The following is a 26026-nucleotide window of genomic DNA, read 5'->3' as shown; positions in this document are numbered from 1 at the left end:
AGCCTTGAAGCGCGCCCTCCTCCTTGCCGTCGGCCTGATGATGGCATCGACCGCGCTCGCGCAAAAGCCGCCGAGCGTGCCCGATACTGGGACGCGCATTCAGACTGCGCCTTCCGCCGACGCGCCGCTCGCGAAGTCGATGTCGGACGCCACTAGGGCGCGCGTAATGCTGAGCCGGTATGCCACTTGCATCGTCCAGTATCGCCCGGCGGCGACGATCGAGTATCTGGCAGCCTACCAATATGGTAGTCAGGCGGACATCATTGAAAAGAAGCTCGCCAACAACAACTGTCTGTCCGAAGGCGAACTGAAGTTTAATTCAGAGGGGCTGCGCGGAGCGCTTTACGCGGCACTCTATCTCCGCGACTTTTCCAGGGAAGCGCCGGTGCTGCAACCTCAACCGATTGATTTCAGGGCTGATACTGACGGCGACACTTCCGACAATGCCAAGAAATACATCGTCATGCGCGAACTTGGCGAGTGCCTGATCCGAAAGGAACCGGCGCAAGCCCGCAAGCTTGTGCTCGGCCCTGTCGGCAGCGACAGCGAGAGCATGGCATTCAAAGGTCTGGCGCCGCTGCTCGGTGAGTGCCTGCCATCCAACATCACCACCAAGATCGACAAAGCGGGTCTGATCCAGATTGTTGCCGAAGTTCTCTACCGTCTGTCGGTCGGCGGCACGAACACCAGCGCGGCAGGGGCCAAGTAAATGCCGAAACTCACCGTCGATGGCATTGAAGTCGAAGTGCCTGCGGGCGCGACCGTCTTGCAGGCGTGCGAGCTCGCCGGCGTCGAAGTGCCGCGCTTTTGCTACCATGAACGCCTGTCGATTGCCGGCAACTGCCGCATGTGCCTTGTGGAGATGGAGAAGTCGCCCAAGCCGGTGGCGTCGTGCGCGATGCCCGCGGCCGACGGTCAGGTGGTGATGACCACGACGGCCAAGGTCAAAAAGGCGCGCGAAGGGGTGATGGAGTTCCTGCTCATCAACCACCCGCTCGATTGCCCGATCTGCGACCAGGGCGGCGAATGCGATCTACAGGACCAGAGCCTGACCTACGGCAAGGGCTTCACGCGATATCACGAGAACAAGCGCGCAGTGACCGAGAAGTTCATGGGCCCGCTGGTCAAGACCGTGATGACGCGCTGCATCCACTGCACGCGCTGCGTCCGCTTTGCCGAGGAAATCGCCGGCGTCGAAGAAATCGGCGCGATCGGCCGCGGTGAGAACACCCAGATAACTTCGTATCTTGAAGCCGCGATCACGTCGGAATTGTCGGGCAATATCATCGACCTGTGCCCGGTCGGTGCGCTGACATCGAAGCCCTATGCGTTCCAGGCACGGCCGTGGGAACTCAAGAAGACCGAAGGCATCGACGTGATGGATGCCGTCGGCACCAACATCGTTTTCGGCGCGCGCGGCCCGCAAGTGCTGCGCGTCACGCCGCGCATCAACGATGACGTCAACGAGGAATGGGCAAGCGACAAGACACGCTTCGCCATCGACGGCCTGATGAAACGCCGCCTCGACACGCCCTATGTCCGCAAGAACGGCAAGCTCGCACCCGCCAGCTGGGGCGAGGCGTTCGCCGCGATCAAGACCGCGCTTGCACCGGCAAAGCCCGACCAGATTGCCGCGATTGCCGGTGACCTCAACGACCTCGAAGGCCTGGTTGCGCTCAAGGATCTGCTCGGCAAGCTCGGCGCGACCAACCACGAAGCGCGCCAGGACGGCGCGGCTCTCGATGCGTCGGTGCGTGGCGGTTATGTTTTCAATTCGACCCTCGCGGGCATCGAAACTGCCGATGTCGTGCTGCTGGTCGGTACTAACCCGCGCCTCGAAGCGCCGCTGGTCAACACGCGGCTGCGCAAGGCGGTCCGCAAGCGCGGCGCCAAGGTGTTCGCGATTGGCCCGACGCTCGACCTGACCTACCCGCACGTCGCACTCGGTGATGATCTGGCGCTGCTGAACAAGCTGCCCAAGGAAGCCGCTGACGCACTGAAAGCTGCCGAACGCCCCGCGATCATCATCGGCATGGGCGCGCTGGCGCACGCTGGCGCCCACGCCGCCGCATTCAAGCTCGCCACCAAGTACAAGCTGGCGCGCGACGGCTGGAACGGTTTCAACGTGCTGCACACCGCTGCCGCGCGCGTCGGTGCGCTAGACGTCGGCTTCACCGCGAACGGCGTCGACGCCATCCTCAACCACGGCGGCAAGCTGAAAGTCGTGTTCCTCGCCGGTGCCGATGACATCAGCACCAAGGCGCTCGCCGACACCTTCACCGTCTATATAGGCAGCCACGGCGATCACGGCGTTGCGCATGCCGATGTCATCTTGCCGGCCGCCGCCTATGCCGAAAAGCCCGGCACCTGGGTCAACATGGAAGGCCGCGTCCAGCGCGGCTACCGCGCGGTGTTCGCCCCCGGCGAAGCCCGCGAGGACTGGAGCATCTACCGTGCGCTGTCCGACGTGCTCGGCGTGACCTTGCCGTACGACAACATCGACGCACTGCGCGCCCGCATCGCTGCCGAATGGCCGCATCTGGGCAGCGAAGGCCTGACCGCTTCGGTGTGGGGCGATTTCGGCGGTGATGCCAAGCTGGAAGGCGGCGCCATCCGTCTGCCTGTGACCAATTTCTACACGACCAACGCGATCGCCCGCGCCAGCGAGACGATGGCCGAATGTGTCGCGCAAATCCTGAACGGGCATGAGCCCGCTCTGCAGGCGGCCGAATAATGGGCTTCACACACTTCTTCGAAGAACTGTTCGCCGGCTGGTTCGGCGCCGGCTTCGGCAGCGGCTTCGGCTATCTGGTCGCGACGATCATCCTGATTCTCGTCATCGCGCTGCCGGTGATGCTCGCGGTCGCCTTCTCGGTGTATTTCGACCGCAAGATCTGGGCCGCAATGCAGATGCGCCGCGGTCCCAACATGGTCGGGCCCTTGGGGCTGCTGCAGTCATTCGCCGACGCCGCCAAGCTGTTCCTCAAGGAAACCATCATCCCGTCGAGCGCCAACAAGGGCGTCTTTGTCATCGCGCCGATGATCATGCTGACGTTGGCGCTGATCTCTTGGGCGGTCATCCCGTTCGACTATGGTGTCGTGCTCGCCGATCTCAACGTCGGGCTGCTCTACATGTTCGCGGTCAGCTCATTGGGCGTCTACGGCATCATCATGGCGGGCTGGGCCTCGAACTCGAAATACCCGTTCCTCGGCGGCCTGCGCTCGGCCGCACAGATGGTCAGCTACGAAGTCTCGATCGGCTTCATCATCGTCTGCGTCGTGCTCTACGCACAAAGCTTCAACCTCAGCGCCATCGTGTTGAGCCAGAAGGGCAACATTCTCGGGCTGTTCAACGGTAACATCTTCAACCCGCTGCTGTTCCCGATGGCGATCATGTTCTTCATCTCGGCGCTCGCCGAAACCAACCGGCCACCGTTCGACCTTCCCGAAGCCGAAGCCGAGCTGGTTGCCGGCTATCAGGTCGAATATTCTTCGATGAGCTTCGCGCTGTTTTTCTTGAGCGAATACGCCAACGTGCTGCTGATGTGCGCGCTGACCAGCATCCTGTTCCTCGGGGGCTGGCTACCGCCGATCAACTGGGCGCCGCTGTATCTGATCCCCGGCATCTTCTGGATGTTCGGTAAGATCGCCTTCATGTTTTTCGTCTTCGCCTGGGTCAAGGCGACGGTCCCGCGCTACCGTTATGACCAACTCATGCGACTGGGCTGGAAGGTCTTCCTGCCGCTCTCGCTGGCTTGGGTCGCGGTGGTCAGTGGCTGGCTGGTCTTCACCGGGCATTTTGCCGCTCTACCGGGGGGTGCGTAACCATGAATGCAGTCTTCCGTGCCGGCAAATCACTGCTGCTGCTCGAATTCATTCGCGGCATGGCGCTGACGCTGAGCTATTTCTTCCGGCCCAAGGCGACGCTAAACTATCCGTTCGAAAAGGGCCCGATCTCCCCGCGCTTCCGCGGCGAGCACGCGCTACGCCGCTATCCCAACGGTGAAGAACGCTGCATCGCCTGCAAGCTGTGCGAGGCGGTTTGCCCGGCGCAAGCCATCACCATCGAAGCCGAGCCGCGTGAAGACGGCAGCCGCCGCACAACGCGCTACGACATCGACATGACCAAGTGCATCTATTGCGGTTTCTGTCAGGAAGCTTGCCCGGTCGATGCCATTGTCGAAGGCCCGAACTTCGAATTTTCGACCGAAACGCGCGAAGAACTGATCTACGACAAGGACAAGCTGCTGGCGAACGGCGAACGCTGGGAACGCGCCATCGCGGCTAATATCGCGGCGGACGCCCCATGGCGTTGAGCGGCAACCTCCTTACGGCTTTGGAAATGATCTGACGTGATTGAAGCCCTCATCTTCTACATGTTCGCCGGGCTCGTGGTGCTTTCGGGTATCATGGTCATTCTGGCGCGCAACCCGGTGCATTCGGTGCTCTGGCTGATCCTGGCGTTCTTCAACGCCGCCGGCCTGTTCGTGCTGCTCGGTGCCGAGTTCCTCGCGATGATCCTCGTCATCGTCTACGTCGGCGCGGTCGCGGTGCTGTTCCTGTTCGTCGTGATGATGCTCGACATCGATTTCGCGGCGTTGCGTGCCGGTTTCGCGCGCTACCTGCCGTTCGGGCTGGCGCTCGGCGCGCTGCTGCTCGCCGAACTGGTCATCGTGCTCGGGGCCTGGTCGATGGCCGATATCCAGCCGGCGCTGGCGCAGGCGCCGGTCGCGGCCGTCGAAGGCATGTCGAATACCCAGGCGCTCGGCAGTCTCATTTACACGAAATATGTCTATATCTTCCAGACGGCGGGCCTGGTGCTGCTGACCTCGATGATCGGCGCGATCGTGCTGACGCATCGCCAGCGCCCCGGCACGCGGCGCCAGAATATCGGCAAGCAGGTGGCGCGCCAGCCGGGCGAGTCGACGCACGCCATCAAGGTCGAGACCGGCGCCGGGCTGGTGGGTCGCGGGGAGATCAAGCGATGACCATTGGCTTGGGCCATTACCTGACCGTCGGCGCGATCCTGTTCGTGCTCGGCGTGCTCGGCATCTTCATCAACCGCAAGAACGTCATCGTCATCCTGATGTCGGTCGAAATGATCCTGCTCGCGGTCAACATCAATCTGGTCGCCTTTTCGGCGTTCCTGCATGACCTGTCGGGGCAGATTTTCGCGATGTTCGTGCTGACCGTCGCGGCGGGCGAGGCGGCAATCGGCCTCGCCATTCTCGTGATCTATTTCCGTAATCGTGGGACCATCGCGGTCGACGACATCAACATGATGAAGGGCTGACGTGGTCCAGCTTCTGGTATTCCTGCCGCTAATCACGGCGCTGATCGCTGGCCTGGGCGGCCGCATCATTGGCAAGGTTCCGGCCAAGCTGCTGACGACCGCCGGGCTGTTCACTTCCGCCGCGCTGTCATGGGTGGTGTTCGTGCAGATCGGTCTGGGCGGCGGTGCCGCCTACAGCATCCACCTGCTCGACTGGATGGAATCGGGCGACCTGGTCATCGATTGGGCGCTCAAGATCGACACGCTGACCGCGGTGATGCTCGTCGTCGTCACCACCGTGTCGGCGCTCGTCCACCTGTATAGCTGGGGCTATATGGACGAAGATCCCGACCAGTCGCGGTTCTTCGCCTATCTGTCGCTGTTCACCTTCGCGATGCTGATGCTGGTGACCGCTAATAACCTCGTGCAGATGTTCTTCGGCTGGGAAGGCGTCGGCCTTGCGTCGTACCTGCTGATTGGCTTCTGGTACCACAAGCCGTCGGCGAATGCGGCGGCGATCAAGGCATTCGTCGTCAACCGCGTCGGCGACTTTGGCTTCTCGCTCGGCATCTTCGGCACCTTCCTGGTGTTCAAGACCGTCAACCTCGATGCTATCCTGACTGCGGCCCCCGGAATGACCGGCGCGACGTTCGTGTTCCTCGGCCACCAAGTCGATGTCATGACGACGCTGTGCCTGCTGCTGTTCGTCGGCGCCTGCGGTAAATCTGCGCAGCTCGGCCTGCACACTTGGCTCCCCGACGCGATGGAAGGCCCGACCCCGGTCAGCGCGCTGATCCACGCCGCGACCATGGTCACCGCTGGTGTATTCATGGTCTGCCGCCTGTCGCCGATGTTCGAAACCAGCGCCACCGCACTGACCGTCGTCACTTATGTCGGCGCCGCGACCGCGCTGTTCGCCGCCACCGTCGGCACCGTGCAGACCGACATCAAGCGCGTCATCGCCTATTCAACTTGCTCGCAGCTCGGCTACATGTTCTTCGCCGCCGGCGTCGGTGCCTATGGCGCGTCGATGTTCCATCTGTTCACGCACGCCTTCTTCAAGGCGCTGCTGTTCCTCGGTGCCGGCTCGGTCATCCATGCCATGCACCATGAACAGGACATGCGGTTCTACGGCGGCCTGCGCAAGCACATCCCGCTGACATTTGCGGCGATGACGATCGGCACGCTGGCATTGACCGGCTTCTTCTTCACCGCCGGCTATTATTCGAAGGATGCTATCCTTGAAGCCGCTTTCGCGCGCGGCACCGAAGCCGGCTATGTCGCGTTCACCGTCGGCGCGTTCGCGGCGTTCCTGACCAGCTTCTATTCGTGGCGCCTGGCGTTCCTGACCTTCTTCGGCAAGCCGCGCTGGTCGGGCTCGGAACATATCCAGCACGCTGCGCACGGTGACCATGGTCACGACGATCACGCTCATGACGCACACGGTCATGGCCATGATGACGGCACCGCCGGCTACCACCCGCACGAAAGCCCGTGGACGATGCTGCTGCCGCTCGGCGTGCTGTCGGTCGGCGCGCTGCTCGCCGGCTGGGCGTTCCACAACCAGTTTGTCGGGGTCGAACATGGTGTCGATTTCTGGCGCGGCTCGGTGGCGTTCAATGTCGAGTTGATGGAACGCATGGAGCAGGTGCCGGCGTGGGTCGTGTGGACACCGGCGGCCGTTATGACGCTGGGCTTCCTGCTGGCGTTCCAGATGTACATGCGTGACCGCACCGGCCCGGCGCGCTTCGTCGCGACTTTCCCGGGGCTGTACAACTTCCTCGTCCACAAATGGTATTTCGACGAGCTCTACAATCTGGTGTTCGTGCGTCCGGCGTTTGCCATCGGCCGCTTCCTGTGGAAGCGCGGTGACCAGGGCGTCATCGACCGCTTCGGCCCCGACGGTGTTGCCGCCGCGGTGGTCAGCGGCTCGGGTGTCGCCAAGCGCTTCCAGTCGGGCTTTGTCTACAGCTATGCGCTGGTGATGCTGGTCGGCGTTGCGGCGGCGGTGACCTGGTTCCTGCCGCGCGTCATCGGGGGCCAGTAAAATGGGGTTTCCGGTGCTGTCGCTGCTGATTTTCCTGCCGATCGCCGGCGCGCTGTGGGTGCTGTTCGCGCCCGGTGGCGAGGCCGCGCGCGCGCAGAACGCCCGTGTTGCCGCGCTGGTGGTAACGCTGCTCGAATTCGCGCTCGCCATTCTGGTCTGGGTCAAGTTCGACAATGCCGATCCGGCGTTCCAGTTCACCGAATATGCGCCGCTGTTCGCGCCGTATTTCGCCTGGCATCTCGGGATCGACGGTATCGCGCTGCTGCTGATCGTGCTGACGGCGTTCCTGATGCCGCTGTGCATCCTCGCGTCGTGGGACAGCATCAAGACGCGCGTGCCCGAATATATGGCGGCGTTCCTGCTGATGGAATCGCTGATGTTCGGCGTGTTCGCGTCGCTTGATCTCTTCCTGTTCTACCTGTTCTTCGAAGGCGGGCTGATCCCGATGTACCTGATCATCGGCATCTGGGGCGGGGCGCGGCGCATCTACGCCAGCTACAAATTCTTCCTCTACACGCTGCTCGGCTCGGTGCTGATGCTGCTCGCGATGCTGTACATGGTCGGCGTCGCCGGCACGACCGATATCCGCGCGCTGATGGCGTATGACTTCGATCCCGCGGTGCAGACCTGGCTGTGGCTGGCGTTCTTCGCGTCGTTCGCGGTCAAGATGCCGATGTGGCCGGTGCACACCTGGCTGCCCGACGCGCACGTCGAGGCGCCCACCGCAGGCTCGGTCATCCTGGCCGGCGTGCTGCTCAAGATGGGCGGCTACGGCTTTGTGCGCTTCTCGCTGCCGATGTTCCCCGATGCTTCGGCGCAGCTGATGTGGCTAGTGTTCGGGCTCAGCATGGTCGCGGTGGTCTACACCTCGCTGGTCGCGCTGGTGCAGAATGACATGAAGAAGCTCATCGCCTACTCATCGGTCGCGCACATGGCGTTCGTCACTGTCGGGCTGTTCGCCTTCAACCGTCAGGGCATCGAAGGCAGCCTGATGATGATGCTCAGCCACGGCCTCGTGTCGGCAGCATTGTTCCTGTGCGTCGGTGTCGTCTACGACCGGCTGCACACGCGCGAAATCGACCGCTACGGCGGGCTCGCCGACAACATGCCGAAATACGCGCTGTTCTTCATGTTCTTCACGATGGCGTCGATCGGCTTGCCGGCGACCAGCGGCTTCGTTGCGGAGTTCCTCGTGCTGCTCGGCACCTACGGTGCCAACACCTGGGTCGCGGCCGTGATGACCACCGGCATCATCCTCGGCGCCGCCTATATGCTGTGGCTGTACCGTCGCGTTGTCTTCGGCACGCTCGACAAGGCCGACGTCAAGGCGATGCCGGACCTTAGCTTGCGCGAAGTCGCCATCCTGCTGCCAATCGCGCTGGCGACGCTGTGGATGGGCATCGCACCCGCCGCCTTCCTGCGCCCGCTGCACGTGCCGGTCACCAGCCTGCTCGACCGACTCGAACGCGCCAATCCCGGAGTCCAGACCGTGGTGTTTCCGCAAGCGAAGCAGGGAGCCAAGTAATGTTGCTCGTCTCGCTTCACACGATTGCCCCCGAACTGGTGCTCGGCATCGGTGCGATGATGCTGCTGATGGTCGGGGTCTTCAACGGTGACCGCAGTTTGCCGCTGCTGACCTGGGCTGCCGTCGCGCTTTACGCGGTTGCCGGCGTGCTGGTCGTGCAGGGTGCCGGTACGCCGGTTCTGGCATTCGACGGGCTCTACATTGCCGACGCTTTTTCGAGCTACTTCAAGTTGCTCATCCTCAGTGCGGCGGCCGTCGCGGCGGTGCTGGCATTGCCGTACCTCAAGGGCACGTCGAGCGCGCGATTCGAATATCCGGTGCTGCTGACGCTCGGCGTCACCGGCATGTGCATGATGGTCAGCGCTAACGACATGCTGTCGCTATATGTCGGCCTCGAACTCCAGAGCTTGGCCGCCTACGTTCTCGCGGCGTTCAACCGCAACGAGACACGTTCATCCGAAGCCGGTCTCAAATATTTCGTCCTCGGCGCGCTCGCCTCGGGCATCCTGCTCTACGGCATCAGTCTCGTCTATGGCTTTGCCGGCACGACCAACTTCAGCGCGCTCGGTGCGACGTTGGTGGGTGGCCCGGCGCGCAACATCGGCGCCCTTATCGGGCTGGTGTTCATCCTGTCGGGGCTGGCGTTCAAGATTTCGGCGGTGCCGTTCCACATGTGGACGCCCGACGTTTACGAAGGTGCCCCGACGCCGGTCGCGGCGTTCTTCGCCTCGGCACCCAAGGCGGCGGCGATGGGCCTGCTGATCCGCGTCGTTATCGAGGCGTTCGGCCCGATGACCGCCGACTGGCAGCAGATCGTCACCTTTGTCGCCATCGCCTCGATGTTCCTCGGCGCCATCGGTGCCATCGGCCAGACGAACATCAAGCGACTGCTCGCTTACTCGTCGATTGCCAATATCGGCTTCGCGCTGATCGGCCTCGCCGCCGGCACGCGCGAAGGTGTTGCAGCGGTGCTGTTCTACATGACGGTCTATCTGGTGATGACGCTTGGCAGCTTCCTGTGCGTGCTCGCGATGCGCGACGCCGACGGCAAGCCGGTCGAAACGCTCGACAGCCTTGCCGGTCTGTCGCGCTCGCGGCCTGGTCTTGCGGCGGCGCTCGCCATCTTCATGTTCAGCCTGGCGGGCATCCCGCCGCTGCTCGGCTTCTGGCCGAAGTTCGCAGTATTCACCGCGGCGATGAACGCGCACCTCTACACGCTCGCCGTCCTCGGCGTCATCGCCAGCGTCATCGGCGCTTACTATTACCTGCGCGTCATCAAGACGATGTACTTCGACACGCCGGCGCCGCACTTCGCGCCGTCGGACAGCCGCATCAATGCGGCGATGATCGGGGTCGCCGCGATCGCCTGCTCGCCGCTCGGCATGCTGGCGATCACGCCGCTGGTCGCTGCGGCAACGCATGCGGCGGCGTCGTTGCTGTAGGGCAGGCGGAGTCGCTTTGACCTCCACCCTCGTCGAATTCGACGAAATCGGCTCGACGAACGACTGGCTGGCAACGCAGGATGGTGCTGCCGACGGCCTGTGGGTGCGTGCCACGCGCCAAAGCGGCGGTCGCGGCCGGCGCGGGCGAGCGTGGTCCTCGCTCGAAGGCAATCTGTTCATCAGCGTGCTGACGCGGCCGCAAGCTGGCGAGGGGCCGTCGCAACAACTGTCATTCGTGGCGGCGGTGGCGCTCGACCGCGCGCTACAGCAATGGGTCCCATCAGCGCATCTAGCGCTCAAATGGCCCAACGACCTGCTGCTGATCGGTATCAAAGTGTCGGGTATCTTGCTAGAGGGCAGCGACGGCGCGACAATTATCGGCTTCGGCGTCAATCTGGTCGCGCATCCGGCGGATACCGAGCGTCCTGCGACCTCGCTTTTGGCGCAGGGCTATGCTGCACCGAGCGCGCATGATCTGGCCATCGCGCTGATGGAAGCCTTTGACGCAACCCGCACGGCGTGGCGCGACTATGGTTTCGACTCCATTCGCAATGCCTGGCTGGCGCGTGCAGCAGGGCTGGGGGCGCCGCTGGTCGCACGCCTCGGATCCGAGACTCTGACCGGTACATTCGACGGCCTCGACACCGACGGCGCGCTGCGGCTGCGTTTCGACGACGGCAGCAGCCGTGCTATCCACGCCGGCGAAGTTTTCCAGCTGTGAAGGGGCTCCAAAATGCTGCTGGCAATTGACGTAGGCAACACCAATGTCGTGTTCGCGCTCGTGGAGGATGAAACCATCCGCTGGCGCTGGCGCGTCGCCACCGATCACAACCGCACCGCCGACGAATATGCCGTGCTGCTCAACCAGCTGATGGCGTTGGAAGGCGTAGAGCGCGCCCATATTTCGGGCGCGATCATCGCGACCGTGGTGCCGCCGACGCTATTCAACCTGCAGCACCTGTGCCGCAAATATTTCGATGTCGAGCCGCTGATCGTCGGCGCCAACGGCATCGATTATGGCATCGCCATCAACATGCCCAACCCCGCCGAAGTCGGCGCCGACCGCATCGTAAATGCCGTCGCGGCCCATGCCAGCACGCCGGGCGACCTGATCATTGTCGATTTCGGCACCGCCACGACGTTCGACATCGTCGCCAGCGATCCGGTGACGGGCGCGGGCAGCTATGAAGGCGGCGTCATCGCGCCGGGTATCAATTTGTCGATGGATGCCTTATATATGGCTGCAGCGAAGCTGCCGCGCATCGCCGTCGAACCGCCGACCACCGGCAGCAACAACGCCAGCGTCATCGGCAAGAACACCGTCCACGCGATGCAATCCGGCGTCTTCTGGGGCTATGTCGGGCTGATCGAAGGGCTGACCAGTCGCATCAAGGCTGAAGTTGGCCGGCCGATGACCGTCATTGGCACCGGCGGGCTGGCAACGCTGTTCAACCGCCACACCGACGCCATCGACAGCGTCGACGGCGACCTTACCATTCGCGGTCTCATCCGCATCAACGCACTTAACGCAATAACCTGATCAGAACTGGCAACAGACTAAAATGAAATCGAAAAAACAATTCCCCGGCGACGAGCTGGTCTTCCTGCCCTTGGGCGGATCCGGCGAAATCGGCATGAACGTCAATCTCTACGGCTGCCGCGGCAAATGGGTTATGGTCGATCTCGGCATGACGTTTGCCGACCCCAACTATCCCGGCGTCGACCTCGTCCTCCCTGACCTTGCGTTCATCGAGGAACGCCGCAAGGACCTGCTCGGCGTCGTGCTGACGCATGGCCATGAAGACCATATCGGCGCGATTCCGTATCTCGCGCTCGACCTCGGCGTGCCGCTCTATGCGACGCCGTTCACTGCCGGCCTCATCCGCCGCAAGCTCGAAGAAGAAGGCATCGAGAAAGAGGTCAAGCTCAACATCATCCCGATGGGCGGGACACTGACGCTGGGCGACTTCACCTTCAAATATGCGGCGTTGGCGCACTCGATACCCGAAGGCAATGCGCTGATCATCGACACGCCGTACGGCCGCATCTTCCACACTGGCGACTGGAAGCTCGACGAGAACCCGCAGCTCGGCACGCCGTCGACACCGCAGCAGCTGCGCGAAATCGGCGACAGCGGCGTGCTGGCGATGATCGGCGATTCGACCAACGTTTTCAACACCCAGGCCAGCGGTTCCGAGGAGGGCGTGCGCGTCGGCCTCGACGCCGTCATCGCGGCGCGCGGCAAGGGCAGGGTGCTCGTCACCACCTTCGCGTCGAACGCGGCGCGGTTGCACACGCTTGGTCAGGTGGCCATCGATACCGGCCGGCATCTCTGCCTCGTCGGTCGTTCGATGGAGCGCATCACGCAGGTCGCCAAGGCGGCCGGCTACCTCAAGGAAATGCCGCCGCTGCTCAGCTTCGATCAGGCCGCCAAGATGGACCCATCGAAGCTGCTCATCGTGTGCACCGGCGCGCAGGGCGAACCCGCCGCCGCGCTCAGCCGCATTGCCGAGGGCACGCATTCGCAGCTCAAGCTCGAACGCGGCGACCTCGTCGTCTATTCGTCGAAGCAGATCCCCGGCAATGAACTCGCCATCGGCCGCGTGCAGAATTTGCTCGCGACGCGCGGCATCGAAGTCATCACCGAGAAGGAAGCGCACGTTCACGTGTCGGGCCACCCCGGCCAGCCCGAGCTGCAATCGATGTACAGCTGGATTCGCCCGCAGATCGCCATTCCGGTGCACGGCGAGCGCCGTCACATGGAAGCGCACGCCAAGCTGGCACTCGAAGCCGGCGTGCCACGCGCGATGGTGCCGATGAACGGCACCGCAATCCGCCTCGCGCCCGATGGCCCCAAGCTGCTCAGCCATGAAAAGGTCGGGCGCCTTGTCCTCGACGGTGATGTCATCGTGCCCGCCGACGGCGAAACCATGCTGGCGCGCCGCCGGATGATGCACAGCGGCTATCTGTCAGCAACACTCATCCTCGATGCCAAGGGCAAGCTTGCGGCACCGCCGTCGATCATCGCGCAGGGCGTGCCGGTCGAAGAAGACCGCGCCGACTTCCTCAAGGAATGTGGCGAGGCGGCCGCCAAGGCCGCGCACGCCGGCAACCCGCACCACGCCGCCAAGTTTGAAGATGCCATCCGCATCGCCGTCCGCCGCGTCGCGCGCGAATGGACCGGCAAAAAGCCCGTCACCGACGTCCAGATCGTCCGGGTCTAGACCATGTCCTGGCCCGCCGGCACCGCTATCTGGTTCCTGTTCTTCACGCTTTCGCTGTTCCTGGTGCTGCCGTTCGGCAACAAGACAGCGGAAGAAGCCGGCACCGAGCGACCGGCGGGGTCAGCCGAAAGCGCCCCCGTCAACCCGCGCATGTGGCAAAAGCTCGGCGCGGCGCTGGTGCTGGCGACGGTGATTTTCATCGCCTACTACGCCAACTATGTGCACGGCTGGATTTCGATCAACGACATCCCTGGCTGGGAAAATCGCGGGCCGAAGGCAAGGCCGGATTAAGGGCCTCCGGTGGGCAGGCCTGAGGCCTGCACCCATTTGATTTCTGTGACCAATATTCGACGTTGTTTATGACAGCGCCGGCAGCAATTGGGTGCAGGCCTCAGGCCTGCCCGCCGGAGGCCCTTCAACTTATCTGGCTCTATCAACCGCCTGCGTCAGCGCCACATACAGCTTGCCGACATCTGATGACACCAGCGTCACCGCCAGCGACTTGCCCTCGCGGTCGCTGACGACGCGCTGGAGCATCGCTTCGAACGTCGCGATATAGTTGGTGGCGAGGTCGCGGAATTCGGCGTCGTGCGCGTAGTTGCGGGCGATTGCGCGTGCCGAGCCACGGTCGAGCAACTGTACCGCGCGGCGAGCGAAGACGCTGCGGTCGCCCTTGAGATAGGCGGCCCAGGCGTCGTCGCCGACATCGATGGCGAGGCGCTTGGTGATATCGATCGACGCGGCGTTGAGTTGGTCGATGATGGCACCGGCGCGCACCGACAGGTCGGCGGCCGCGCGTGCGTCATATTTGACATCGGCTTCATCGATGCGCGCTTCGACGGTGGCGACTGTGGTGGTCAGACCGAGCAGTCGCGCCGAAAGGCGCTCGATCGCGGCTTGCGCAGCGGCGGCGGCGGCAGTGCTGGCGGATTCGATTTCGGCGAGCTTGGCGCGGACAGGCGCCCCGAAGGCGCTTTCAACCTTGGCGGTGCCGGCCGATTCGAGCGCAGCTTCGGCCTCAGCGACGATGCCTTCGATGGTGGCGCGCATCGAGCCGGTGCTGGCTTCGGCAACTTCGCGGACGCGTGCCAGAACTTCGATCAGCGCAGTCGCAGAGGCGAGTGCCGAGCCCTGGGTTTGCGTTTCGATATCTTCAAGCTGAGCCTTGGCATTGCCGAGCTGCGCGCTGAACTGCTGCGTCGCGGCGTCGAGCGCGACCTGTTGCGCAGCAAAGGTCGCGGCGGCGTCGGCGATGACATCCTTGCCGCGTGCCACCGGGTCGGCGAGTGCTTCGACCTTGGCATGCAGCGCAGTGACATCGCTGGCGAGGCCGTCGATGCTGTCGCTGGTGGCGGGCAGGCGGGTCGCCAGTGTCACCACCGCTTCGTCGCCGGCTTCGCGCAGCCGGGTCAGGACGTTCTCGACGGCGAGGATGGCGCTTTCGGTGGCACTGATCGGGGGGCCCATGGCATCGACATCATCACGGAAGCGCGCGACACGCTCGCCGAGCTGGTCGAGCGTCGTGCTGCCCATCGAGCTGCTGTGCTGGAGCTTGCCGTCGAGCATGACGAAGCTGCGTTCGATGGTGTCGACCAACGCGCGGCTGCGGACATCCTGTTCGCCAAGCATGGTGCCGAGCGCTTCGGCGGCGCCGAGCAATTTGTCGAGGCGCTTGGCAATCGCGCGCGCGGCTTCGCCACCGATGTGATCGAGCGCAACACGCGCCTGGTCTACCGCTGCAAGGAGTGCATTGGTCTGGGCATGGACGCCGTCACGCGTCGCATCGAGTGCGCTGGTGGTGCGGTCATAGACTTGCGCGACGCTGGTTTCGAGCAGCCCGACGCGGTCGCCGACCGCGGTCGAGGCGCGCGCGCTCAGCGCTTCGAGCGATTCGAACACCTCGGTCATGCGCGCGGCGATACGGTCGACCTGCACCTGCGCTTCGTCGTTGCGGGTCCAGATACCGGCCAACTGGGTTTCGATTTCGCCAAGCTGGCGCGTCGATTCGGCTGCCGTGCTTTCGAGCAGGCCGGCAATCTTTTCGACTTGGGCCTGCGCTTCGGGCAAACGACCGTGCAGCGCCGTGCCGGCGCTGTCGGCGGTCTTGCTGGCGACGAGCAGCGCATCGGCGGCAACCGCCAGTCGGCCGGCGCCATCGGTCAGCCCGATGCCGTCTTCGGAAACAGTGGCGCGCACGCCTTCGAGGCGAACTGCGACGGCGCCGAGCATCGAATCAATTTCGTGAAGGTTGCGGCGGATTGCGGCTGCGGCTTCAGATGCATTGCGCGACCGCACCGCGAGCAGCGTCGCGTCGTCATCATTGCGGGCGCCGATCAGGGCCACCAGCACGAGCGCCGCGAGCGGTGCGGCGAAACCTGCCGCAAGCGTGGCCATGCCGACGAGGTCGTCGGGCGCAATCCGGAATCCGGCACGCACGGCCAATATCGCCAGCACACCGGCAACGACCACCCACAGCAGCGCGAGGAACAGAATGATACGGCGGCCGCGCGGGGCCGGCTGTTCCGTGAATTCGATTGCGTCGTCAGTCATCGCACCTCTGCAGCGTCATCTCGGGCAGCATCGTCTGGACTATGCCGAACGCCGGAACATGTCGAATAAATGACAGCTCTATCACTCGCGACGGCCGGTTGACAGCGCCGCGGCATCGCCGGTTTCGAGCGCGGTTTCCACCTGTCGCAAGCGGCCCGCCAGCATCATCGCAAACAGGCTGAGTCCGATGAGCTCCCAAAGCCAATAGGTCACCGGCAAACCGATCATGCAGGCCGTCCAGATCGCCACGGTGCGGCTGTTGGCGCTGAGGATCGCCATCGTGCGCATGACCGGTGCAGTGGCCGCCAGATACTGCGGCAGCCGTTGCGGATTCGCCGCCAGCCAGGCATCGACCGGACGTTCGCGGTTGCCCAGCGTTGATTCGATCTTGTTGTAGCTGCGTTCGATGAAGCCGCCGGCGTTTGAGCGCGGCCGCACCGTGAAAATCCCGCGCGATCGCCGGATCCAGCTTTCGCGTTCGCCTTCGTAATAGGCCGATTGCAGCGCGTGCGCGACGCCCGATGCCAGTGCCAGCGTCAGCGTCAGCGGCCAGTTGTCGAAGCTCAACGCAATCGGCAACAGCACCATGATGAAAGTTGCATAGTCGCAAACCCCGTCGAGCAGGCGCCCCAGCGCAGTGACCTTGCCCGTCGCGCGTGCCAACTGACCATCAAGCCCGTCGCAGATGTGCCAGCCGATCATCAGGATGAAGCCCAGCGTCGCCATCCACGGGTCGCGCCACTGCCAATAGGCAAAACCGGCACCGGCGCCGAATGCCAGGCCCATCAGCGAAACGGTATTGGGATGGATGCCCAGCCTGATCGCCGGGGGCAGCAGCGCTGCGGCAATGCGATGGATGAACCAGCGGTTGGTCGGGGTTTCAATCGATGGCGGACGTGCGTCCATATTGCCGCCGGTCGGGGTGCCGGTGGACGTGGATTGCTGCAGCGGAGAAAACGCGGAACTCATCAAATCGCGTTAAGCGAGCACAGCCGGTCTTGGCAAGTCGGGTTGGCAGTCTCTATGACAGGCGCGCACAATCCGGCAGCGCGCCGGGGCATGTCGGCAACACCGGCATGGCGCGTCGGGCAAAGTGAGTGGGAGCAGTAATGGCGTTGGTCGCCGTCGTCATATCGGAAGCCAACGGGGAGACGCCGGCACTTGTAGTCGGCGGGATCAGCACCGTGGCACGCCAATGCCGCGAGGCCCATATTGCCAAGGCGGCGCGCGTCTATGTGCTGACCGATGGCCCGACCACCGGACTCGAAAACGAGAATGTCACACTGATTGACTCGCCAGCGCGTCTGGCCAGCGAGATCGCCGCGGACGACACTGTTCTAGTGTTTGCCGCAGGACTGATCGCCGACGAACGCATCGTCGCCGCTGTGCGCGCCGCACCGGTCCCGGCGGTCGCCAGCTGGCCCGCCATGGAACCGCCACGCGGCATCGAGCGCATCGATTCGACACGGCTGTCGGCAGGTGTCGCTGTCTATCGCGGCGCAACAGTGCGCGAAGTTGCCGCTGGACTTGGCGACTGGGATCTTGCTTCGACCTTGCTGCGCACAACACTGGCCGATCCGGCGGTGACGATTATCGACATTGCGGCGCTTGATACCTACGCGCCGGCGCGCCGCCGACATGTGCCGTTTATCTGGGCGGTGCCGAACGACATCACGTCGGCGCGCCACGCCACCGACATTGTCGTCGAGTCCGCCCAGAAGGGCTGCCTCGACTGGCCGGCGCGCCTGATTCATCCGCCGATCGAGGATGCGCTGGTGCGCCTGCTGGCGCCGACGCCGGTTACGCCCAACATGGTGACGGCATTTGCCTTCGGTCTCGGCATCGCTGCCGGCGTGGCGTTCCTGTTCGGTTGGCTGTGGACGGGGCTGATCATGGTGCTGATTGTCGGGCCGCTCGACGGGGTCGATGGCAAGCTGGCGCGCACAACACTCAACTATTCGCGATTCGGCGATCTCGAGCATGTGCTCGACAAGATCTGCGAATACGGCTGGTTCCTGTGCATCGGCAGCTATCTGTCGCGGTTCTATGATGACGCCTGGCCGTGGGGTGTGGCAGCGTTGCTCGTACTGTTCGCACTCGCCGAAAGCCTGCAAGGTGAATTCTTCCGGCGCTTCACCGGCAAGCAGCTCGACGATTCCGGCAGCTTCGAACGGCGGTTCCGGCTGATTGCCGGACGTCGCAACACTTTTTTTTGGACACTGTTGCCTTTTGGTGTCGCTGGCGCCTGGGGCGCGGGATTCATCACGATGTCAATCTATAGCGCCTTGACATTTTTCGTGATGCAGGCTCGAATGTTCCTCCGCTTGCAGCAATTCGGCAGCGCTCAATCAGCCCTGATCGAAGCCAATTTCGCGCGGACTGCATACAACTTCTTGCCCGCATGGCTCCGCTCGTCTAGGTGAAACATATGTGTAACGCTCCGGCGCGTTGTTGAGCGCCGTGCGAAAGGGATTTGGAATGACCGGAATCAACGTCGCGCTCGTGGGCGTCGGCAATTGTGCAAGCTCACTTGTTCAGGGGCTCTCGCACTACTCGAATGGCGGATCGAACGATGCGCTCGGCCTGATGCACTGGGACCTCGGCGGCTACCGTCCCAAGGACCTGAAGATTGTCGCGGCGTGGGATATCGATCGTCGCAAGGTTGGCACCGATGTTGCCGACGCGATTTTCGCCAAGCCGAACTGCACCACTGTGTTCTGCGACCATGTCGGCAAGACCGGCGTCAAGGTCGAGATGGGCAACATCCTTGATGGTTATTCAGACCATATGGCCGACTATCCCGATGACCGCACCTTCCTGCCGGCCGATATCAAGGCGCCGAGCAAGGACGATGTCGTCAAGCGTCTGATTGAATCGCGCACCGACGTGATGATGAACTACCTGCCCGTCGGCAGCCAGCTCGCAACCGAATTTTACGCCGCCTGTGCGCTCGAAGCCAAGGTTGCGTTCGTCAATAACATCCCGGTGTTCATCGCTTCGAACCCCGAATGGGCGAAGCGTTTCAAGGACGCCAACGTGCCGCTGCTCGGCGACGATATCAAGGCGCAGCTCGGTGCGACCATCGTCCACCGCGTGCTGACTGACCTTTTCGCCAAGCGCGGCGTCAGCCTCGACCGCACCTATCAGCTCAACACCGGTGGCAACACCGACTTCCTCAACATGCTCAACAAGAAGCGCCTCGCGTCGAAGAAGACGTCGAAGACCGAAGCCGTGCAGTCGGTCGCGCAGTTCCGCATGGAAGATGAAAACATCCACGTCGGTCCGTCGGACTATGTTGCATGGCAGAACGACAACAAGGTCTGCTTCCTGCGCATGGAAGGCCGCATGTTCGGCGGCGTGCCGATGAACCTCGAAATGCGTCTGTCGGTCGAAGACAGCCCCAACTCGGCTGGCGTCGCCATCGACATGATCCGTTGCGCCAAGATCGCCAAGGATCGCGGTCTCGGCGGTATCGTCTACGAACCGTCGGCATTCTTCTGCAAGCACCCGCCGGTGCAGCGTCCCGATGACGTGGCATTTGCCGCGCTCGAAGACTTCATCGCAGGCACCACCAAGCAGTAATTCCGGCAAAGCCGACACGCGAACACACCCATGCAGGCGATCATCCTGGCCGCCGGCATGGGTACGCGTTTGCGCGGCGCGTCGGCGGTCAAGCCGCTGACGCTGCTCGACGGCAAGCCGTTGCTGCTTCACGTCATTGGCCGGTTGGCATCGGCTGGCATCGATGAAGTCGTCGTCGTGCTCGGTTATGAAGCCGACGCCATCGGTGCCGCACTCGACACCGAAACCAGCTGCCGCATTACCCGCGCTTTTAACCCCGACTGGCACAAGCCCAACGGCGTTTCGCTGCTCGCTGCCGCCCCGCTGGTGTCCGGCGAGGCATTGCTCTGCATGGCCGACCACCTCGTCGAGCCGTCGCTCTACCGCGCCATGATCGATCATGACCTCGGCTCCGACGCGCTCGCGCTCGGCGTCGACCGCCGCCTTGGTCACCCCTGGGTCGATGAAGACGACGTAACCCGCGTCGCAACACGCGGCACCGGCGCCAACCGCCGCATTGTGGAAATCGGCAAGAACATCCCGCTCTACGACGCCTATGACACCGGCGTCTTCAAGATCACGCCGGCGTTGTTCGACGAACTCCGCCCGGCGCCGCTGCCCAGCCTGTCCGATGGCGTCCGCGCCTTGGCCCGCAAGGGCAGCGCCGTCGCCGTCGATTGCACCGCGCACGACTGGCTCGACATCGATGATCCGCGGGCGCTGGCGCTCGCCACCGCGTGGTTGGCTGGGCAGGCCTGAAGAGCCTCCGGCGGGCAGGGGCTTGCCCCTGCACCCAATAGTTCAGAGCGCTCCCAGCGCGCTGCCGGTTGACGCAGCACCGCCCCAAAATTTCGGGTGCAGGCCTCAGGCCTGCCCGCCGGAGGCTCTTTTGCGCCTCAATTGCATTCTGCCCCTCGACGGCGGCGCATTGCGCTCTATGGTGCGCGCAATTGGAAAAACCAAATCTTGGGAGAATCGCGTGAAGGCTTTGCAGTGCGTGCAACATGGGTTGCCGGAAACCCTCCAGCTCAATGACATTGCCGTGCCCGAGCCCGGCAAGAACCAGGTGCGCATCAAAGTGCATGCCGCCGGCGTCAATTTTCCCGACGTGCTGATCATCCAGAACCTGTACCAGTTCAAGCCGCCGTTGCCGTTCTCGCCGGGTGGCGAGGCCGCCGGCGTGGTTGATGCGGTGGGCGAGGGGATTACCGATCTCAAGGTCGGCGACCGCGTCATCGCGATGATCGGCAACGGCGCGATGGCCGAGTATCTGATCGCCAACCGCCCGCAGGTCATCCCGATGGCCGACGACATGCCGTTCGATGTCGCGAGTGGCTTCACCATGACCTATGGCACCTCGCACCACGCGCTTAAGCAGCGCGCCAACCTCCAGCCGGGCGAAACCGTGCTGGTGCTCGGCGCCTCGGGCGGCGTCGGGCTGACCGCGGTCGAACTGGCGAAGGTCATGGGCGCCAAGGTCATTGCCGCGGCCTCGACCGACGAAAAGCTGGCGCTGTGCAAGCAGTACGGTGCCGACGAAGTCGTCAACTATTCGAACGACGGTTGGCGCGACGAGATCAAGCGCATGACCGGCGGCAAGGGCGTCGATGTCGTCTATGATCCCGTCGGCGACAAATACGCCGAGCCGGCGTTCCGCTCGATCGCCTGGAACGGCCGCTACCTTGTCGTCGGCTTCGCCGGCGGCCAGATCCCGTCGCTGCCGCTCAATCTGCCGCTAATCAAGGGCGCGTCGATCGTCGGCGTGTTCTGGGGCGCGTTCACCGCCGCCAATCCGAAGCTGCACCAGGAAAACATGGCCGAGCTGCTGCGCTGGTATTCCGAAGGCAAGCTCAAGCCGCACATTTCGAAGCACTTCTCGCTTGAAAAAGGTGCCGAAGCGATCCGCTACCTGATGGACCGCAAGGCCACCGGCAAGGTCGTCATCAACGTCGCCTGAACTGCTCGCGGCCCTGAGCCGTCGTGCTCAGGGCCGCGGCAGCATGAACGAATATCTGGCGTGAACAGCGGAGACTAACCGCCTGTCATCGTCGTCGCTCAGTTCAGCTCCAGCGTGCCGCCGCCGCATCGTCGCCGGCCTGTGCTTCAACCCAGCGCGCTTGCCCGCCGGCCTCTTCTAGCTTCCAAAACGGTGCCTTGGTCTTGAGCCAGTCCATCAGGAACGCTGCCGCCTCGAACGCCGCCGCACGGTGCGCTGACGCGACGGCGACCAGTACGATGGGGTCTCCGGGCAGCAGCCGTCCATGGCGGTGGATGACCGTGCCGCCCTGCAGCGGCCAGCGTGCTGCGGCTTCGGCCGCAATGGCGGCGAGCGCCTTGGTGGTCATCGCCGGATAATGGTCGAGCGTCATCGCTTCGACCGGTACGCCGTGGCTCAGGTCGCGGACGAAACCGGTGAAGGTCACGACCGCGCCGATGTCGGTTCGTCCCGCCGACAGCGCGGCAATTTCGGCGGCGGTATCGAACGGCTCGGCCTGGACCCGCGTCGATAGCATGTCAGCCGCCCGTCACCGGCGGAAAAATCGCGACCTCGTCGGCCGGGCCAACGGGGGTGTAGTCGTCGGCGAATTCCTGGTTGACCGCCACGCGCAGCCGGCTGCGGTCGGCCAATGCTGCGGCGTGCGCGGGCGAGCGCGACGCCAGCCAGTCGAGCAATTCGCCGACGGTGGCAATCGACACCGGCAGCGCAATCTCCTCGCCGTCACGCCCAAGCTTTTCGCGCACCCAGGCAAAATACAGCAGCTGCGTCATGACATGTGCTTCAGGCCGACACGTAGGTAGTCATAGCCGGTGATCAGCGTCAGCCCGGCGGCGATCCAAAGGCACGCGAGGCCGATTTCGGATGCCGGAAGCCACGGCGCAAGCACCGGCGTCGCGCCGGCGAGCAGCAGCGCGCCGAGTGCGACCATTTGCGCCGCGGTTTTCCATTTGGCGAGCTGGCTGACGGGCACCGAAACCTGCAACCCGGCGAGATATTCGCGAAGGCCCGAAACGGTGATTTCGCGCAGCAGGATGATCAGCGCCGGGATGACCGCCAGCCCGTGAATCATGCCGGTATGGACCAGCATGACGATCGTCGCCGCGACCATGATCTTGTCGGCAATCGGATCGAGAAATACCCCGAGCTTCGATACCGTGCCCTGGCTACGCGCCAGATAGCCATCAAGGTAATCGGTTGCGGCCGCGACACCGAACAGCACCGTGGCGGCGATATAGCCCGGCCAATGTGCATCCCACAGCAGCAGCACCAGAAACGGCACCGCTAGGATGCGGCTCAATGTCAAAATGTTGGGCAGGCTGGACAACATGCACCGTTGTTAGGCTATTGGGGGGCAACGCTCAACCAGCATGGACAGTGAAAATGAAAGTTAGCGAAGCCCTGGAAAGCCGGAAATCGGTGCGTGCCTTTACCGACGCCCCCGTCGATCCCGCCGTCATCCGGCGCGTGCTGGCGACTGCATCACGCGCGCCGTCGGGCGGCAATGTCCAGCCCTGGCATGTCGATGTCGTCGGCGGTGCCGAGCTCGAGGCGCTCAAGGCTCAGGTGCGCGAGGCGATCGCCAAGGGCGCGCAGACCCCCGAATATGCCATCTATCCCGAAGGCCTGGGTGAACCCTACAAGTCGCGGCGCTTCGGCATCGGCGAGGCGATGTACGCCGCGCTCGGCGTCCCGCGCGAGGACAAGGCCGGGAGGATGAAGTGGTTCATGCGCAACTTCGCCTTCTTCGACGCGCCGGTCGCGTTGTTCACCACCGTGGCGCGGACGATGGGGCCGCCGCAATGGAGCGACCTCGGCATGTTCCTGCAATCAGTGATGCTGATGCTGCGCGAGGAAGGCCTCGACAGCTGCGCGCAGGAATGCTGGGCGATTTACCCCGAAACCATCCGCGGCTTCCTTGGCACGCCGCCCGAACGCATGCTGTTCTGCGGCATGGCGATCGGCCATGCCGACACCAGCGCGCCGGTCAACACGCTGCACAGCGCGCGCGCGCCGATCGAGGAATTCGCGCACTTCCGCGGGATTTAAGGCTTCCCGAGCTCGACAATCGTCCGCGCCTTGTCGGCGAAGTCCTTGGCGTCGGTGCCGGTGCGCTTCGCCGTCGGCTCGGGCACCTGGATGCCGCGCTGCACCGCCGGCCGTGCCGCAATCGTCGCGAGCCAGCGTTCGAGGTTGGGCAGCCCGGTGGTTTCGATACCCGACCAGCTGTGCGTCCGCACCCAGCACCAGTTGGCGATATCGGCGATGCTGTAGTCGCCTGCCAGAAATTCACCCTTGGCCAGCTGCGTATCGAGCACGCCGAACAAGCGACGGCCCTCGCCCTGGTAGCGCGCAATCGCGGCAGGGATCTTCTCGGGGAAATAGCGGAAGAACACATTGGCCTGCCCCATCATCGGGCCGATGCCGCCCATCTGGAACATCAGCCACTGGATAACCTTGCTGCGGCCCTGCACATCGGTGGGTAGGAATTTGCCGTATTTTTCCGCGAGATAAATCATCATCGCGCCTGATTCGAACACCGGAAAGCCGTCATCGGTCAGCGCCGGGATGCGGCCGTTGGGGCAGATATCGAGGAACCACTGCTGCTTCTGTTCGCCCTTCATCAGGTCGACCTTGTGGACCTCATACGGCACGCCGAGTTCTTCGAGCAGCACCGACACTTTGTAGCCGTTCGGCGTTGGCGCTGTGTAGAGCTTGATCATGGTCGCATCCCCTGGCGCGGCCCCCATGCCGCGCGGCGCAATCCTGCCAGACAAAATGCGGTTGTGCCACACCCCGCGCACGTGCTTTGTCTGCGCAACACGCCAGCCTTGTGAAAGTTCCCCATGCGCCGATTGTCACCGTTCGCTGCTGCCCTGCTTGCCACCGCCATGATCGCCGCGCCCGGGATTGCTGCGGACAGCAAGACCAAGACCGAAACCAGCACCAGCACCGAAAAGTCCGGCGACAAGCCGGATCCCGATGTCGCGGCCGCATCGACCACCGAAGACGCGCAACCCAGCCGCCACAGCGTGCAAATCGCCGGCCGCACCGTCAACTACACCGCCACGCCGGGTACGCTGATCATCCGCGACGATGACGGCAAGCCGACCGCGAGTGTGTTCTACACCGCCTATACCGTCGAGGGTGCTGCCGCGAACCGCCCGGTGACCTTCCTGTTCAACGGCGGCCCCGGCTCGTCGACGATGTGGCTGCACATGGGCTCGGTCGGCCCGATGCGTGTCGATACCCCCAACGTCGCGGCATCGGCGACGGCGCCGTACCGCGTCGTGCCCAATGCCAACAGCCTGCTCGACCGCTCCGACCTGGTGTTCATCGACGCCGTCGGCACCGGCTATTCCCGCCCGCTCGGCGACATGAAAGGCCCCGAATTCTGGGGCGTCGACGGCGATATCGATGCGTTCGCCAAGGCCATCCAGCGTTGGGTGACCAAGAACAACCGCTGGGATTCACCGAAGTTCATCATGGGCGAATCGTACGGCACGTTGCGCGCCGCCGGCCTCGTCTATGCGCTGCAGCAGCGCGGGATGCCGATGAACGGCGTCATGCTGGTGTCATCGATCCTCAACTACGGCATCCGCAACCCCGGCTTCGACCAGCTCGATGTCACCTATCTGCCGAGCTACGCCGCGACCGCCTGGTACCACAAGCGGGCAGGGCAGGGCACCGACCTCGCCAGCTTCGTCGCACAGGCACAGGCCTATGCACGCGGCCCGTATCTGCTGGCGATGCAAAAGGGCGACACGCTGACACCTGCCGAAGCCCAGGCTGTCGCCACCGAACTGAGCAAATTCACGGGCTTGTCGACGCAGGTGCTGCTCGAAAATGACCTGCGCGTCGAACTCGGGCGCTTCCGTAAACAGTTGCTGCTCGACCAGCGCAAGAGCGTCGGCCGCCTCGACTCGCGCTTCACCGGCACCGATGTCGATGCCGGCGGCGAAAACCCCGACTATGACGCCGCCGACGCCTCTTTGTCCGGCGCCTATGTCGGCGCGCTCAACACCTATCTGACCGGCACTTTGGGCTACAAAACCAAGCTCAGCTACCGCCCCAACTATTACAGCAAGATCAACCCGAGCTGGGACTGGAAGCACAAGGCGCCCGACGGCAACCGCCCGCTGCCGGTCGCCGACACCGCGCTCGATCTCGCCGCCGCGATGCGCGAGAATCCGCGTCTCAAGGTGCTGTCGGCGAACGGTTACTACGACATGGCGACGCCGTTCACCGGCGCCGAATACGACCTCGCGCACATGCAGCTCGATCCCAGCCTGCGCCCGAACCTGAGCTTCACCTATTACCCTGCGGGCCACATGTTCTACATCGAGCCGGGGTCATTGGCGGCGTTCCGCACTGACCTGCTGCGCTTTTACGATAGTGCTACGCGGTAG

The 26026-nt window shown here is 63.8% G+C and carries 25 protein-coding genes; 19 read left to right on the top strand and 6 right to left on the bottom strand.

The genetic code is table 11. The features are described from left to right. Window positions 1–4: 4 nt before the first annotated feature. Genes EUV02_RS05825 through EUV02_RS05765 form a run of 13 tightly spaced genes read left to right on the top strand, consistent with a single transcriptional unit; the run spans window position 5 to window position 13801 of the window. A complete protein-coding gene (locus EUV02_RS05825; RefSeq protein WP_135245221.1) occupies window positions 5–709 on the top strand; it encodes a hypothetical protein in 705 nt (234 codons plus the stop codon). Next, complete coding sequence (gene nuoG, locus EUV02_RS05820; RefSeq protein WP_135245220.1) at window positions 710–2734, top strand: NADH-quinone oxidoreductase subunit NuoG; 2025 nt, start codon at window positions 710–712, stop codon at window positions 2732–2734. Then, window positions 2734–3825, top strand: coding sequence for an NADH-quinone oxidoreductase subunit NuoH (gene nuoH, locus EUV02_RS05815; protein ID WP_135245219.1), 1092 nt, complete (start codon window positions 2734–2736; stop codon window positions 3823–3825). The genes nuoG and nuoH overlap by 1 nt, the downstream gene beginning before the upstream one ends. 2 nt (window positions 3826–3827) lie before the next feature. After that, on the top strand, window positions 3828–4316 hold the full coding sequence (gene nuoI / locus EUV02_RS05810; RefSeq protein WP_135245218.1) for an NADH-quinone oxidoreductase subunit NuoI: 489 nt from the start codon (window positions 3828–3830) through the stop codon (window positions 4314–4316). Window positions 4317–4352: 36 nt separating this feature from the next. Further along, a complete protein-coding gene (locus tag EUV02_RS05805; RefSeq protein ID WP_135245217.1) occupies window positions 4353–4988 on the top strand; it encodes an NADH-quinone oxidoreductase subunit J in 636 nt (211 codons plus the stop codon). Beyond that, a complete protein-coding gene (gene nuoK, locus EUV02_RS05800) occupies window positions 4985–5293 on the top strand; it encodes an NADH-quinone oxidoreductase subunit NuoK (protein ID WP_135245216.1) in 309 nt (102 codons plus the stop codon). The genes EUV02_RS05805 and nuoK overlap by 4 nt, the downstream gene beginning before the upstream one ends. Window position 5294: 1 nt before the next feature. Further along, a complete protein-coding gene (nuoL, locus tag EUV02_RS05795; RefSeq protein ID WP_135245215.1) occupies window positions 5295–7319 on the top strand; it encodes an NADH-quinone oxidoreductase subunit L in 2025 nt (674 codons plus the stop codon). Between the two features lies 1 nt (window position 7320). Beyond that, the gene (locus EUV02_RS05790) at window positions 7321–8844 is read left to right on the top strand and encodes an NADH-quinone oxidoreductase subunit M (protein WP_135245214.1); all 1524 of its coding nucleotides are present in this window, start codon (window positions 7321–7323) and stop codon (window positions 8842–8844) included. Beyond that, the gene (gene nuoN / locus EUV02_RS05785; RefSeq protein ID WP_135245213.1) at window positions 8844–10286 is read left to right on the top strand and encodes an NADH-quinone oxidoreductase subunit NuoN; all 1443 of its coding nucleotides are present in this window, start codon (window positions 8844–8846) and stop codon (window positions 10284–10286) included. Before EUV02_RS05790 ends, nuoN begins: the two co-directional genes overlap by 1 nt. Before the next feature lie 16 nt (window positions 10287–10302). Continuing rightward, window positions 10303–11007: a biotin--[acetyl-CoA-carboxylase] ligase gene (locus EUV02_RS05780; protein WP_243445780.1), complete on the top strand. Its 705-nt coding sequence runs from the start codon at window positions 10303–10305 to the stop codon at window positions 11005–11007. 12 nt (window positions 11008–11019) lie between these two features. Further along, a complete protein-coding gene (locus tag EUV02_RS05775; RefSeq protein WP_135245211.1) occupies window positions 11020–11826 on the top strand; it encodes a type III pantothenate kinase in 807 nt (268 codons plus the stop codon). A gap of 22 nt (window positions 11827–11848) precedes the next feature. After that, entirely contained in the window at window positions 11849–13510 is a 1662-nt protein-coding gene (locus tag EUV02_RS05770; protein WP_243445779.1) for a ribonuclease J, read from the top strand. A 3-nt stretch (window positions 13511–13513) separates the two neighbouring features. Next, the gene (locus tag EUV02_RS05765) at window positions 13514–13801 is read left to right on the top strand and encodes a DUF1467 family protein (RefSeq protein WP_135245210.1); all 288 of its coding nucleotides are present in this window, start codon (window positions 13514–13516) and stop codon (window positions 13799–13801) included. Between the two features lie 129 nt (window positions 13802–13930). Here EUV02_RS05765 and EUV02_RS05760 read toward each other — a convergent pair whose 3' ends face one another. Continuing rightward, window positions 13931–16060 (bottom strand): hypothetical protein, encoded by a 2130-nt coding sequence (locus tag EUV02_RS05760; protein WP_135245209.1) that lies wholly within the window; start codon window positions 16058–16060, stop codon window positions 13931–13933. 81 nt (window positions 16061–16141) lie between these two features. After that, window positions 16142–16966 (bottom strand): CDP-alcohol phosphatidyltransferase family protein, encoded by an 825-nt coding sequence (locus EUV02_RS05755; RefSeq protein ID WP_166430520.1) that lies wholly within the window; start codon window positions 16964–16966, stop codon window positions 16142–16144. 203 nt (window positions 16967–17169) lie between these two features. On the opposite strand from EUV02_RS05755, the gene EUV02_RS05750 reads away from it, so the two are divergent. The 4 genes from EUV02_RS05750 to EUV02_RS05735 all read left to right on the top strand — a co-directional run bounded on the left by EUV02_RS05750 (window position 17170) and on the right by EUV02_RS05735 (window position 21578). Continuing rightward, window positions 17170–18483: a CDP-alcohol phosphatidyltransferase family protein gene (locus EUV02_RS05750; RefSeq protein ID WP_135245207.1), complete on the top strand. Its 1314-nt coding sequence runs from the start codon at window positions 17170–17172 to the stop codon at window positions 18481–18483. Between the two features lie 55 nt (window positions 18484–18538). Further along, window positions 18539–19642: an inositol-3-phosphate synthase gene (locus EUV02_RS05745; RefSeq protein WP_135245206.1), complete on the top strand. Its 1104-nt coding sequence runs from the start codon at window positions 18539–18541 to the stop codon at window positions 19640–19642. Between the two features lie 30 nt (window positions 19643–19672). Further along, entirely contained in the window at window positions 19673–20380 is a 708-nt protein-coding gene (locus EUV02_RS05740; RefSeq protein ID WP_135245205.1) for a phosphocholine cytidylyltransferase family protein, read from the top strand. Window positions 20381–20600: 220 nt separating this feature from the next. After that, complete coding sequence (locus tag EUV02_RS05735; RefSeq protein WP_135245204.1) at window positions 20601–21578, top strand: NADPH:quinone oxidoreductase family protein; 978 nt, start codon at window positions 20601–20603, stop codon at window positions 21576–21578. Between the two features lie 103 nt (window positions 21579–21681). On the opposite strand, the gene EUV02_RS05730 is transcribed toward EUV02_RS05735, so the two are convergent. Genes EUV02_RS05730 through pgsA form a run of 3 tightly spaced genes read right to left on the bottom strand, consistent with a single transcriptional unit; the run spans window position 21682 to window position 22944 of the window. Further along, entirely contained in the window at window positions 21682–22134 is a 453-nt protein-coding gene (locus EUV02_RS05730) for a molybdenum cofactor biosynthesis protein MoaE (protein ID WP_135245203.1), read from the bottom strand. A gap of 1 nt (window position 22135) precedes the next feature. Continuing rightward, the gene (moaD, locus tag EUV02_RS05725) at window positions 22136–22390 is read right to left on the bottom strand and encodes a molybdopterin converting factor subunit 1 (RefSeq protein ID WP_135245202.1); all 255 of its coding nucleotides are present in this window, start codon (window positions 22388–22390) and stop codon (window positions 22136–22138) included. Further along, window positions 22387–22944: a CDP-diacylglycerol--glycerol-3-phosphate 3-phosphatidyltransferase gene (gene pgsA, locus EUV02_RS05720; protein ID WP_135245401.1), complete on the bottom strand. Its 558-nt coding sequence runs from the start codon at window positions 22942–22944 to the stop codon at window positions 22387–22389. The genes moaD and pgsA overlap by 4 nt, the downstream gene beginning before the upstream one ends. Window positions 22945–23000: 56 nt before the next feature. On the opposite strand from pgsA, the gene EUV02_RS05715 reads away from it, so the two are divergent. Then, window positions 23001–23666 carry a nitroreductase gene (locus tag EUV02_RS05715; RefSeq protein WP_135245201.1) on the top strand — a complete coding sequence of 222 codons (666 nt, stop codon included), beginning with the start codon at window positions 23001–23003 and terminating at the stop codon, window positions 23664–23666. Here the strand turns inward: EUV02_RS05715 and EUV02_RS05710 are convergent. Further along, the gene (locus EUV02_RS05710; protein WP_135245200.1) at window positions 23663–24340 is read right to left on the bottom strand and encodes a glutathione S-transferase family protein; all 678 of its coding nucleotides are present in this window, start codon (window positions 24338–24340) and stop codon (window positions 23663–23665) included. The genes EUV02_RS05715 and EUV02_RS05710 overlap by 4 nt on opposite strands. 168 nt (window positions 24341–24508) lie before the next feature. On the opposite strand from EUV02_RS05710, the gene EUV02_RS05705 reads away from it, so the two are divergent. Further along, window positions 24509–26026: a S10 family peptidase gene (locus EUV02_RS05705; RefSeq protein WP_243445778.1), complete on the top strand. Its 1518-nt coding sequence runs from the start codon at window positions 24509–24511 to the stop codon at window positions 26024–26026.

It is taken from the genome of Glacieibacterium arshaanense (assembly GCF_004681125.1).
Taxonomy (GTDB): Bacteria; Pseudomonadota; Alphaproteobacteria; order Sphingomonadales; family Sphingomonadaceae; genus Polymorphobacter_A; species Polymorphobacter_A arshaanense.
This window is presented reverse-complemented; position numbering and strand designations above follow the sequence as displayed.